The organism is Schaalia sp. ZJ405 (genome assembly GCF_011038885.2).
Lineage (GTDB): Bacteria > Actinomycetota > Actinomycetes > Actinomycetales > Actinomycetaceae > Pauljensenia.
Window position 1 is genome coordinate 2,304,173 of the sequence record NZ_CP064952.1, and the last position, 11,987, is coordinate 2,316,159.

An 11,987-nucleotide genomic window follows, 5' to 3' on the forward strand; every position below is an offset into this window, starting at 1 on the left:
TGTGGGATGTTGAGTGTTATGTTAGGTGTTATGTTGGAGAGCAGCGCCCAGGAAACGATTGATCGTCTGCGCATCATCGGGACAGACACGCAGCGGATCGAGGTCAAGAAAGGTGTTGGGAAAGAAATCCTTCCAACACTCAGCGCCTTCTCTAATTCCGGTGGAGGCACACTGATCATCGGCGTATCGGAACGCGACGGCTTTACCGCAGATCGCACCGCCAACGTTCACCAGCTCCAGGACCAGCTACTGTCCAGGTGCGATCAGATGTCTCCGGTTGTTAGACCGAATATCCGCATCGAAGATGTGGATGACATCCCGATTCTTGTCGCCGAAATTCCCGAAATTCCTCCCTACGACAAACCCTGCTACATCCGCGAGCGCGGACGCTACGCCGGCTCGTACAGACGTGGGGGCGACGGCGATATTCGCTTGGAAACCTACGAAGTTGACCGCCTCATTGAGGAGCAGCATCAACCCCGATGGGACGAGGACGGCGTTGCCGAGGCAACAATCGATGACCTCAACCCTGAAATCCTTCAGCCCTTTCTTGAGTCTGAAAAGCGAGCTCGTCCTCGTTCCTTCTCCAACGGAACTCAACAGGCTTACAAGCACCTCCGGCTCCTCAAGAACGATCAGGTGACCCTCGCGGCACTCCTGGCTATGGGTGAATATCCGCAAGAATTCTTCCCCAGACTCACCGTGACCTTCGCCCTCTTCCCTGGAACATCAAAAGGCGAGATCACCACCGGCACACGGCTCCTCCATTCGGAGACTTTAACGGGACCGATACCGGAACTCGTTGAAAGATCGGTTGAGCTGGTAAAGAACAATATGCGCACGGGCGCAATCATCGGAGATACCTTCCGCACTGAGCTTCCGGACTATCCGCTCGTTGCCGTTCGCGAGGCCGTCGTCAACGCGCTCATGCACCGCGACTACTCCCCGCTTGCACGAGGAACTCAGGTGCAGATCAATATGTTCGTTGATCGTCTTGAGATTACGAACCCCGGAGGCCTCTACGGTGCTGTGACCCTGTCAAACCTGGGTACTGCGGGCCTGAGTTCCACGCGCAACCAGCGGTTAGCAACTTTGCTCGAAACCGTTGCTCTTCCCAGTGGGGGCATCGTCGCTGAAAACCGCGGAACGGGGATCCAGGTCATCCAGTCCTCGCTTGCCGATGCCCTTTTACCCCCGGCGGAAATTCGGGGGGAGCTGACATACTTCACCATCGTGTTTCATCGCCGGCGAGTCGCACCGCAGGAACGGTACGAGACTGCGTACGACAAAGTCAACGCTTTCATTCACGAACATTCCAGTGCATCGACAACCGAACTCATCAAGGCAACCAGCCTGAGCCGAAGTGCGATCCAAAAGGCAATCAATCAACTCATTGACGCCGGCGTCATCGAGGCCGTTGAACCGCCGAGGAGTCCCCGGCAGCGGTACCGCATCGTCGTGGGTTCGCACAGCTCGCGCCACTGCTAACATCCGTTGATTCACGTCGATCCTCGTTTGAGGGAGCAAACTTCCCACTCAGCTTCCCACTGAACTTCCCACTGTGGGATGTTGAGTGGGAAGTAAGTGGGAAGCTCCGCCTGCCAATCTATTGTGGAGGCTCAAACACCAGATCACTCAAGGTTTCGATGCCGATCAACCAGGTCGGCGTGATCGAGTTGCTCGGCCTCTTCAATATCCAAAATGACGCAGTCAAACATCAACCAGACAGACTGCTCGAAGAGGGAACCCATCGGCTGGATGCTCTCAACCATGTCCCCGCTCGACAGGAAAGCGGCGGCGGGCACGGTCACGATGTGCTGGGCGCGCAGCGCGGTTTTGCCCTGCGGATTTGCAGTGACAACAGCGATCTGCGCTCCGATTTTCTCGGCGCGAGAAACGACATAGTCAATGTGCCCAATCTCCCCGGATCCACTGACCGCAATCAGCAGATCATCTGCGGTGAGGGAAGGGGTGGTGTCGTCCCAAATCCAGTGGGAGTCAATACCGGCATGGGCCAGCCGCATGGTGAAGGCACGAGCCGCTAGGCCCTCGCGCCCCACGCCGATGACGATGACCCGCCGAGCACCGAGGATTGCGCGTCGAAGATCAACGACCTCGCGAGAGGACACTCGCTGCATAACCTCCGACAGTTCGGAAACGATTGTTTGTGAGTTTTCTGCAAATGACATGTGGCGACCTTTCATTGATGTTGTGGGGTCTTACGGCGCACAATCATGCGCCCGGAACCCAGATAATAGTTGAGAACCATGACGATCAGGAGCATCGCACCCCAGACGAATGTCTTTGCGAAAGGTGAATAGCCGAAGATCGAGAATGCGCTCTGAAGCGACTGAAGAACGATGACCGCCAGGAGTACGTTCCATGCCCGGCCTTTACCGCCGTCTGGGTCAAAGCCTGCAAGTACCGCAACGAGGATTGCTTGAAGCTGGTACGACTCACCGAATCCTTCGCGCGCAGCATTCTGTGAAGCGAGCATGAGAACCGCTGCGATGCCAGAAAGTAATCCAGACACCGTGTACACCCAGAACTTAACGACATCGGTCCTTACTCCGCTGAAACGAGCGGAGGTCACCGATTCGCCGACAAGGTAGATGCGTCGACCAAGTTTCCTCCGTCTCAAAACAAAGGCAACGAGGGCGAAGGCAATGACAAGAATGATGAAGGCAACCGGGATTCCCGCGAGCGTCGCGGTGGACAGCGCGGACAGACTCGACGCTTGGACCGCAACGCTGTTTCCGTTCGTCACGGCTAAAGCGATGCCGCTAAAGAAGATCATCGTTGCGAGGGTGACCAGAATTGGTGGCACGGAAAACCATGCGACGAGCACTCCGTTAACGGCGCCACAGAGAACGCCAACGATGACAATCACGATGATGCCGATTGCGGTCACCAGAACATCGTCACCGTCCGAGAGCGGAATAAGTGACCCTGACATCACGTATGCCCCTGCAATCGACGCAACCGCTGCGATCGAAACGATCGATAGATCAATCCCGCCCGAGAGCATGGCCAGAGACATTGCAAGCGAGAGGAGACCCAAGACGGACATCTGGATCGCCATCGATTGGAAATTGACGACCGAGAAGAATCGTCCACCGAGAACTGCACCCAGCACGACGTAGAGAAGAAAACCAGCGATGACAAGCATCAATGAGTCTCGGTGGCGTCGAATAAAACGAATATCCATTGTCATTTTTCTTCCCTAGGCGTTTCCGAAGACCAGATTTTCGCGGTTTGCTCGGCGCTTTCGCAGATACATTGTTGCGAGCGTGACGAGCAGGACGGTCCCGAAGAAAAAGTTGTTAAACGAGGCCGAGAGCCCAAGAAATACCAGGGTGTTCTGGAAGAGTTGAACCACCGTAACTCCCAAGATCGTCCCAAGAATCGTGCCTTCTCCGCCCGTCAGGGTCGCACCACCGATGACTACTGCGGCCAACACGAAGAGTTCGGAACCGACTAAGCCTGTGGGGTTGACGAAGCGCAGATTGGAAAAATAGATCACCCCGGTGATCCCTGCGAGAAGACCCGCGTAGCCGTAAACAAACCCACGGACAAGGCCGACATTAATTCCGATTCGGCTTGCGGCATCTGCGTCGCTTCCCACCGCAAAAATCTCACGACCAAGCCTCCAACGGTAGAGGATGAACCAGGTCAACACACCAATGACCACAGCGATGGGGAAGAAGACCGTCAGACCGTAGCTTGAACCATCGTCTGCTGCGAACGACACGATGTTGGCGCTGCCGAAAGAGGCCATCGATTTGGGCATCTCCGCGGCAGAATACGATTTTGTCCCGAGGACGAGTGCCATTCCACCGTAGAACACCGACTGCGTCCCCAACGTAACGATCAGGGCATGGAGCTTGTATTTGTGCACAAGCACCGCATTGACCAGGCCCATGAGACATCCCGATAGGCCGGCGATAGCGCAGGCGAGCAGAATGTTGTCGATACCTGATGCCAGAAGAATTTTCACGGCAAGGTATCCACCGGCAGCAGCAATCGCCGTAAACGAAACATCGATTCCGCCGCAGATGAGAACGACAAGTAGACCCAGGCCAAAGAGGATCATTGTTGATCCTGAACGCACTGTGTCGAACACTGTCTCAAGGCTGAAGAACAACGGGTTCTTGATTCCGACGAGCGCAATGTAAGCAATGACAACGATCACCAAGTACTTTTCCATCGAAGTTGCTCGGCGATGAAAGAGACGTGAAAACATGTCGATCCCTCACTCTCCGACCTGAGAAAGATCTAGCGCAGCGTCGGTTGACGGCGGGTTTGCAATGATTCGCGCTAAGCGCTTCTTGAAGTCAGCTGCGGCCATTTCATAGTCCCGGAATGTCTCCACAACACGTCCCGCGTGCATCACGAGGACTTTGTTGCAGATTGTCGCAATCTCCTCGGCTTCATCCGAGATCACGATGAGACCCATCCCTTCGCTGGCTAGGTGCTGGATTGCCTCGTAAATTTCATCCTTGGAACCGATGTCGATTCCAACGGTCGGACTATCGAGGATGAGTACCGTCGGCTGAGCTGCCATCCATTTTCCGATGACAACTTTCTGCTGGTTTCCGCCGGACAGAGCGCCTGAGCGGATGGTGATATCCCTGTTATTCACCCTCAGCTGCTCAACCATCTGGGTGGCCAGATGCTTTTCTTTTTCGGAGGCAATACTGCCGACACGGTTCGTCACACGCGACAAAGCCGAAGACGTGATGTTACGTTCCACTGACTGGCGAAGAAAGAGTGCCTGCTTCTTACGATCCTCCGGGAGCAACGCAATTCCATGTGCTAGAGCATCCGAAGGACTGTTAATCGACACTTCCGTTCCTTCAACCAGGATGGATCCTGATGTCGGTGCGTTAAGACCGAAAAGCGAAAGAGCAAATTCCGTTCGTCCCGACCCCAGTAGTCCGGTGATTCCGAGAATATCTCCCGGTTTCACCTGCACGTTCACGTCGGCATAGTGTCCGGTCCGAGTTAGACCTCGTGTTTCCAGCAGTGAGTTGTCGTCTTGACGTGTGCGCTGATAGCGCGTGTACTCCACGTCGCGACCGGTCATATAGTATGCGAGCTTCTTTTCGTCGAGATCCGCAGCGGCAAAATTTCCGACCGTCACGCCGTCGCGCAGAATCGTCATCGAATCGGCAATCTTGAAGACCTCATCAAGTTTATGGCTGATGAAGACCACCGACAGTCCCTGCCGTTTGAGGTCGAGGACGATCGACAGCAACCGATCCACTTCCGTTGATGTCAGTGCCGTTGTCGGTTCATCCATGAATAGCACCCGTGCATTCATCGACAGTGCACGGCAGATCGCCACGATCTGCTTGTTCGCCACGGACAGTGACGAGACGAGGGCACTGGGATCCAGGTCAACACCGATACGTGTGAGTTGTTCACGTGCAATGCTGACGATCTTCTTCCGATTGATCAACGAGCTGCGCTGCTGACGAGTGCGGAGGAATGCAATGTTTTCCGCGATGGTCAGGTGGTCGAAGAGAGCGAGGTCTTGGAAAATTACCTGGATTCCAGCGTCGATCGATGCTTGAGGGTGCCCAAGTTGAAGGTCATGCCCACCGATTGCGACCGATCCTGAATCGGGTACGTGTACCCCGGAGATCACCTTGACCAAGGTTGATTTTCCACAGCCATTTTCTCCCGCTAAACACACGATCGTTCCTGGGAAAACGGTGAAATTCACATCGTTGAGCGCGGTCGTTCCGGAAAACCGTTTTGTCACATGTGAAACCTCAAGCAGAGGCTGGACTGTTGTCATCATGAGAACTCTTGTCTGTGTGAGCGTGGGCCGGCGGGCGTACGCCCGCCGGCCCACCTGTGACGTGTCAGTAGGGATACTTTCCTGACGAATGTGAATCGGATGTGAAGCTGACAATGCCGTCACCCGTGACCAAGCCATTTGTCACCGAGGCCGATGCGAAGCCATTTGCCTTCAGGTCCACTGTCGATTCAATCTTTTCGCCCTTGAGTAGTTTCAGGGCCAGGATGTTGGCAGCGTAGCCGGCTGCCATTGGGTCCCATCCTTGAGCATTGTCCATCCATCCCTCTGCAAGGTAGGAGTCCGAGATCGACGGAACAGACAGCGTAGAAACGGCAATGTTCGTCATGTTTTTATCCTTGATTGCCGCCGCAAAGTTCGATCCTGCTGACACAGACATTCCCGCGAATCCGCCCAGATCGGGATGGGCTTTGAGGATTTCAAGCGACTTCGACTGCGCAACGGCGTCGTCGTTATTGTCCTCGTATGGGGTATCGGTCACCGGTTTCATATCCGGGTAGTTCTTCTTCAGATATGCGGTCCCCGCTTCGTACCAGGCCATGTGTGTTTCGTTTGTTAGCGAGGCAACCATCGTGACGTACGTTCCCTTACCACCCATCGATTTGGCGAGGTTTTCGTACATCTGCTCACCGAACTTCGTGTTATCGAAGGCTTCGAGGTCGTAGTCGACGCTCTCAGTACCCGCAAGTGCCGGTGCTTCGTGAGTGATGACAACGATTCCTTTATCACGAGCCTGCTTAAGTACGGGTGCGATTCCTTGTGGGTCATTTGGAACGACGACGATCGCATCAACATTCTGAGCGATGAGGTCTTGAACAATCTGAATCTGTTGGGCGGAGTCACCGGTCGAGGGACCAGTCTGACGCGCCGACACACCGGAGTTGTCCTTGCCGAACTGTTGAACTCCCTGGTTCATACGTTCAAACCACGGAATACCTTCCACCTTGGAAACTGTGACGATCGTGTAGTTTCCGTCGTCGCCTCCGGATTCTCCAGACGAGCTACTGCTCACTGTCGAGCCGCACGCACTCAGCGTAGCCATCAGAGCTGTTGCAGTGGCGAGGACTATTGCGCGACCGAACCGTGCCTTCATGCCATTCTCCTTTGAAAGACAACTACATCGCATTTTGTTGCGACCATGATCAATATGCGTCTTCGGATACCCCCTCGTCAAGTCGCTCAGCACAATTCCTTGGTCACAATTAGATGAACACTCCCTTTCGATGCAGGGAAATCACGGTGCTACCCTTAAAAACGAGCGGCATTTTTGCGCACTACCTGGGGACAACACGGGAACTTGTGGAGAGGGGAATATCTTTGGGTTCACGCACCGCGACTCCCTCTCACGCACCGACCGGAATGGACTTCACCGCGGTACGTCGAAACAACCTCGCCGCAGTCCTGCGCCCCGTTCACTATTCAGGGTCGATCACCCGCGCCGCCCTCGGCCCCATGACCGGACTCAATCGGTCAACGATCATTGCACTGACAAACGAGCTCATTGAACGCGAACTCGTCATCGAATCTCCACCGGACATGTCCATCCGAAGGGAACGAGGACGCCCAAGCGCACTCCTGCACCCCAATTCCCTCATCGGTGTGGGAATCATCAGCGTCGATGTTCGATCAGTGACCACAGCACTCGTCGGACTCGGCGGAAAAATCCTCGCCCGCCACACCGTCGCCCGAACAACCCCGCCCACAATTGACGACATCCGCACCCTTCTTCACACGCCCGATGCCCTTGCCTTTGGTTCAGCACCGAGCGGATTCCGCTGCATCGGATACGTCCTCACCCTGTCGGGCATGCTCTCCCAAGATGACCAGACGATCCGACTCGCTCCACAGCTTGGCTGGGAGAACGTCAACGTCCAGCAGGAACTCGCTCAGACACTCGATCGTCCTCTCTCAGTGATCACCCACGCAGAAGCGGCCGCCCTTGCTGAAACCCGATTCGGCGGGGCCAAAGGATTCAGCGACGTTGTGTATATCGGAGGCAACGACGACGGCATTACATCAGTGATCCTCGTTGGGGGATCACCGCTTCGTGGGAGTCAAGGATACGCCGCACAATTCGGTGAATTCCTCACGGCACCTCCGCGGGGAACAGCGGGCCGAACCACGGCCCGAACAGTCAACGATGTCGTTAACCGATTCAATCTTCTTCGCGCAATCGGCACGGAACACGCCAGCGACTCCGACATTGAGAGGGCACTCTACGAGGGAGCCACCGACGCCATTCGAGCCGAGAGCGCACGCCAATCCGAAGTTCTCTCCGTGGTGTTCAGCAACGTCATCAATATGCTCAACCCCCAAGCGATCCTGCTCAACGGTTTCGTCAACGCCATCTACGGTTCCGATCCCGGGTATCTTCTCACGCTGCTACGTCGTCAGTGTTCAGCTCCGCTCATGGAAAACTTCCAGTTCCTGCGCTCATCGCTGGGCGAAGATGCAATTCTCATCGGTGCTGCTGAGGAAGCGCTGAGTGTTTTATTGCAGAACTAAATATCTCTGTATTCCTCGCCAATCAGCGGCTAATGATCCCCCACAGCTCACCCCTATCCTCGGTCCTCCTCGTCAAGGAGTTCGCGCACCCATGCAACCTGTTTGAGCCACTGATAGGTCACTCCACCTTCGTGTTGGTTGAAGGGGTAGACGTTGATGTCTGCGCGCACAGCCAGATCACCGTAGTGGTCTGAGCTTTGGGTGTTGTTCCCATCCATTGCGGCGCCAACTGCGCTGACAATGCCCGCGATTCCGGCGGCAGCTGCGACTCCGGCGGTCCCGGCGATCGGAGCGTCAGCCCCAATCGTTGCGCTGACACTCTCGTTTTCTGCGAGTTCCTCTGCTTTCGCGCCCCACCAATTCCGACAGGCAAACACTGACGAGGGCGGACAGGTTTCATCCATAAGCGCTGTGGAAAAGAGCGCGGGAACTCGGGCGCGACGCCCTAAGAGCACTCCGTCAAAGTACGACAGCGTGTGGAAAACCTGTTCTTCGCGCCCACGAAACACCGAGAGGTACTGAACGATTTCGTCGTAGGGCCGCTGCCCGGTCATCCCCACGGATCGGGGGAAGTGATTCATGAAGGGCACGTCAGGCATCGCTGCGATCACTCGATGATTGAGCGAGGCGGCAGCGATTGCGAGGGCTCCTCCCTGACTGCCGCCGGTGACGATGATTCGCCGGGGATCAACATGGGGAAGCACGGCTGCCGCTTCAACCGCGTGATGGGCATCCGTGTACAGTCGCCGGTAGTAGTAGCTTTCAGGGCTTTCGATGCCGCGGGTCATGTAGCCCTGTTCGCTTGAGCCACCGCCATCTGAATCCCCGGTTGCCCCTCCGTTTCCCCAGGTTCCTCCCTGACCTCGGGAGTCCATGAAAAGGTGGGCAAAACCGCAGCTCGCCCAATCCAGGTGATCCACCGGAAGCCCGCGGCCACCACCGTATCCCTGGAATTGGACAATCGTCGGCAGTTTTTCCGTGCTTCCCGCCGGCACAGTCAGCCACGCATGGATTGTTTCGCCCCCGTATCCAGGGAAAGTTACATCGAAAACAGACAGCGTCACGAGAGGCGTTTGCGCCGGAGTAATCGTCACCTTCTGAGGGATGAAAGGGTTTTCCCGCAGCGTCCTCGCCCAAAATTCGTCGAAGTTTTCGGGTTCCTCCAGCGTTGGCCGGTAGGTTTCCAGTTCGTCACGTTCCATGTCAAAACGAGGCACGGGTCAGCTTCCTTTCATTCACCGCACATCAACCGTCGTAGCTGCGGTTCACGCCATCCTATTTGCAGGGATCACCGTTGGCGGATGTCAACGTGAACGGGAGTTGTCAGAACGCGACCTTCCCCAACGATTCGCCGTCCGGCTTCGATCTCAACGGCAATCGCTTCCACACGATCTTCACTGGACCGTCCAGCCGATAGTTCAATGATTCCGCCCTCGACAATGCGCTGCATGTCAACACCGGTAAAGGAGAAACGATCAGCGTGAACATCGAAAGTCACTCGGGCTTCCTGCCCGGGATTCAGGTGAATTTTGGTGAACCCGATAAGGGACTTCAGCGGGCGAACAACTTCGCCAACGGGGTCTGCTGCGTAGAGCTGAACAACTTCCGATCCGGCTCGGTCACCGGTGTTACGCACGGTGACGGAGTAGCTCACCGTACCATCACGTGCGATCTGCGACGCCGACACCTGCGCATCGGTGTATTCAACTGTGGTGTAGGACAGTCCGTGTCCGAAGGGGAACTTCGGACGAGGGTCGATATTCGAGATCCCCTCGGATTCCCAGGCAAGCGGGGGTGCGAGATACGTCCCCGGCTGTCCTCCCGGGGAGTGAGGAATAGAAATCGGTAGGCGACCCGAGGGATTGACGTCCCCGGAAAGAACTCCAGCGATTGCGTCTGCACCTTCCACGCCGGGCATAAACGCCTGGACGACTGCCGCACAGCGATCCGCGTACTGCCCGATCGCATAGGGTCGGCCGGTCACGAGGACGAGGACGACGGAGGTTCCGGTGTCAAGAACTGCTTCAAGCAACTCACCTTGACGTCCCGGCAAATCGAGGCTCGCAACGTCACAGCCTTCACCGGAGGTTCCTTCGCCGAACATTCCAGCAATATCACCCAGAGTCATCACGACGGTGTCTGCGTTGCGCGCCGCTTCCACTGCCTCGCGGAGTTCATCGTCGGTCCCGTTCATGAATCCTGTGCCCCGAACGAAGGAGACGTCCTCGACAATCTCACCCAGAGCTTCGGGGAGTGTCCGGATCTCTAAACCGGTGCCCTTGTCTTCTCCACGAGAGAGCACGTGGTTGGGGAAGGCGTAGCATCCCATGAACGACCGAACTTCGGTCCACACCGGACCGATAACGGCGACTTTTTGTTCGCGTGCCAAGGGAAGAGTGCCGTTATTTGCAAGGAGAACAATGGATTCATCCGCCACTGTTCGTGCTGTCGCACGGTTACCTGCCGAATCCAAGTCGCGGGTGTCGTCGACCTGTGGCTGCCAGTCCTCATCAAGGAGTCCGTGGCGTACCTTCTGGAGGAGCACGCGACGCACCGCCGCGTCGATGGTTTCCTGCTTCACACGTCCCTGTTTCACAGCGTCCACAAGGTAGTGGTAGCACGTTGTTTCGGGCAGTTCGACATCCATCCCTGCGTTGAGGGCGAGGGCGCCGGCCTCGATGGGATTGGCGGCAACCCGATGCATCTTTTCGAGGAAGCGAATTGACCAGTAGTCCGACACGGTGACACCCGAAAAGCCCCAGCGCTGGCGAAGAACTTCCGTGAGCAAGTGCCGTGAAGCCATCGCGGGAACACCGTCAATATCGGAGTACGAGTTCATCACGGACTCAACTCCGCCCTCGCGCACCGCCATCTCAAAGGGAGGCAGCATGACGTCTTCGAGTTCGCGTGGTCCCATTGAAACGGGAGCATGATTGCGTCCACCCCGCGACGCCGGGTATCCAACGAAATGCTTGAGTGTGGCATCAACTCCGGTGCTTTGGAGCCCTTTGACGTAGGCCGTTCCGATGGAGCCAACAAGGTAGGGGTCTTCACCGCAGGTCTCTTCGACGCGCCCCCAGCGGTAGTCGCGAACAACGTCAAGCAGCGGAGACAACCCCTGGTGGACACCCACAGCGGCAAGGTCTTCACCGATGCGTTGCGCCATCTGCTCGATGACCTGGGGATTCCACGTTGCTCCCCACGCGATTGCTGCCGGGTAGACCGTCGCACGGTACGCGGTGAATCCCGTGAGGCATTCCTCGTGGACGAGGGCGGGGATACCAAAGGCGTTCTTTGACCGCACATCCTCCTGAAGGGTTTTGAGCTTTTCGGCCCCTTCACTCACCTCCAAGGGATCGGTCCCCCACACTCGCGTCAGGTGCCCCAGTCCGTGAGTTGTTGCCTCTTCCCACGTCAGGCTCTCGGCCTTAAACGCGTTCTCCATCGGAGCGACCTCGTGGTCATCCTGCGTTGGCTCCGGCGCGGGGACATCCTCGTCTTCTTGGCGTAGCCAATAGGAGCCAAGCTGATGGATTTTCTCCTCGTCGCTCATCTGTGCCATCAGCGCATCAACGCGCTCCTCGTCACTGAGTGCCGGGTCGTTCCAAAGTTTCATTGCTTCACCACTGATTGTTGTCTATTGGCCGCTGATGAGGCC

9 protein-coding genes are annotated in these 11,987 nt (G+C 56.5%); 2 read left to right on the plus strand and 7 right to left on the minus strand.

Annotated elements, in window-relative coordinates:
• Positions 1 to 30: 30 nt before the first annotated feature.
• The gene (locus tag G7Y41_RS09805; RefSeq protein ID WP_165315527.1) at positions 31 to 1,488 is read left to right on the plus strand and encodes an ATP-binding protein; all 1,458 of its coding nucleotides are present in this window, start codon (positions 31 to 33) and stop codon (positions 1,486 to 1,488) included.
• 143 nt (positions 1,489 to 1,631) lie between these two features.
• On the opposite strand, the gene hxlB is transcribed toward G7Y41_RS09805, so the two are convergent.
• The 5 genes from hxlB to G7Y41_RS09830 all read right to left on the minus strand — a co-directional run bounded on the left by hxlB (position 1,632) and on the right by G7Y41_RS09830 (position 6,917).
• Entirely contained in the window at positions 1,632 to 2,189 is a 558-nt protein-coding gene (gene hxlB / locus G7Y41_RS09810; protein WP_165216879.1) for a 6-phospho-3-hexuloisomerase, read from the minus strand.
• 11 nt (positions 2,190 to 2,200) lie between these two features.
• On the minus strand, positions 2,201 to 3,214 hold the full coding sequence (locus G7Y41_RS09815) for an ABC transporter permease (protein WP_165315526.1): 1,014 nt from the start codon (positions 3,212 to 3,214) through the stop codon (positions 2,201 to 2,203).
• A 9-nt stretch (positions 3,215 to 3,223) separates the two neighbouring features.
• Complete coding sequence (locus G7Y41_RS09820) at positions 3,224 to 4,243, minus strand: ABC transporter permease (protein WP_165315525.1); 1,020 nt, start codon at positions 4,241 to 4,243, stop codon at positions 3,224 to 3,226.
• 9 nt (positions 4,244 to 4,252) lie between these two features.
• Positions 4,253 to 5,806 carry a sugar ABC transporter ATP-binding protein gene (locus G7Y41_RS09825; protein WP_196819516.1) on the minus strand — a complete coding sequence of 518 codons (1,554 nt, stop codon included), beginning with the start codon at positions 5,804 to 5,806 and terminating at the stop codon, positions 4,253 to 4,255.
• 64 nt (positions 5,807 to 5,870) lie between these two features.
• Complete coding sequence (locus G7Y41_RS09830; protein WP_165216884.1) at positions 5,871 to 6,917, minus strand: substrate-binding domain-containing protein; 1,047 nt, start codon at positions 6,915 to 6,917, stop codon at positions 5,871 to 5,873.
• A 146-nt stretch (positions 6,918 to 7,063) separates the two neighbouring features.
• On the opposite strand from G7Y41_RS09830, the gene G7Y41_RS09835 reads away from it, so the two are divergent.
• Positions 7,064 to 8,329: an ROK family protein gene (locus tag G7Y41_RS09835; protein WP_196819517.1), complete on the plus strand. Its 1,266-nt coding sequence runs from the start codon at positions 7,064 to 7,066 to the stop codon at positions 8,327 to 8,329.
• Between the two features lie 53 nt (positions 8,330 to 8,382).
• Here G7Y41_RS09835 and G7Y41_RS09840 read toward each other — a convergent pair whose 3' ends face one another.
• Positions 8,383 to 9,546 (minus strand): acetylxylan esterase, encoded by a 1,164-nt coding sequence (locus G7Y41_RS09840; protein WP_231367296.1) that lies wholly within the window; start codon positions 9,544 to 9,546, stop codon positions 8,383 to 8,385.
• Between the two features lie 71 nt (positions 9,547 to 9,617).
• The gene (locus tag G7Y41_RS09845) at positions 9,618 to 11,945 is read right to left on the minus strand and encodes a glycoside hydrolase family 3 N-terminal domain-containing protein (RefSeq protein ID WP_165315524.1); all 2,328 of its coding nucleotides are present in this window, start codon (positions 11,943 to 11,945) and stop codon (positions 9,618 to 9,620) included.
• Between the last annotated feature and the right edge of the window lie 42 nt (positions 11,946 to 11,987).

Excerpts from the sequence above, each read along its gene's own strand:
- G7Y41_RS09825 (WP_196819516.1), bottom strand. The coding sequence starts at position 5,806 with ATGATGACAACAGTCCAGCCTCTGCTTGAGGTTTCACATGTGACAAAA.
- G7Y41_RS09830 (WP_165216884.1), bottom strand. The coding sequence starts at position 6,917 with ATGAAGGCACGGTTCGGTCGCGCAATAGTCCTCGCCACTGCAACAGCT.
- G7Y41_RS09820 (WP_165315525.1), bottom strand. The coding sequence starts at position 4,243 with ATGTTTTCACGTCTCTTTCATCGCCGAGCAACTTCGATGGAAAAGTAC.
- G7Y41_RS09815 (WP_165315526.1), bottom strand. The coding sequence starts at position 3,214 with ATGACAATGGATATTCGTTTTATTCGACGCCACCGAGACTCATTGATG.
- G7Y41_RS09845 (WP_165315524.1), bottom strand. The coding sequence starts at position 11,945 with ATGAAACTTTGGAACGACCCGGCACTCAGTGACGAGGAGCGCGTTGAT.
- G7Y41_RS09805 (WP_165315527.1), top strand. The coding sequence starts at position 31 with ATGTTGGAGAGCAGCGCCCAGGAAACGATTGATCGTCTGCGCATCATC.
- hxlB (WP_165216879.1), bottom strand. The coding sequence starts at position 2,189 with ATGTCATTTGCAGAAAACTCACAAACAATCGTTTCCGAACTGTCGGAG.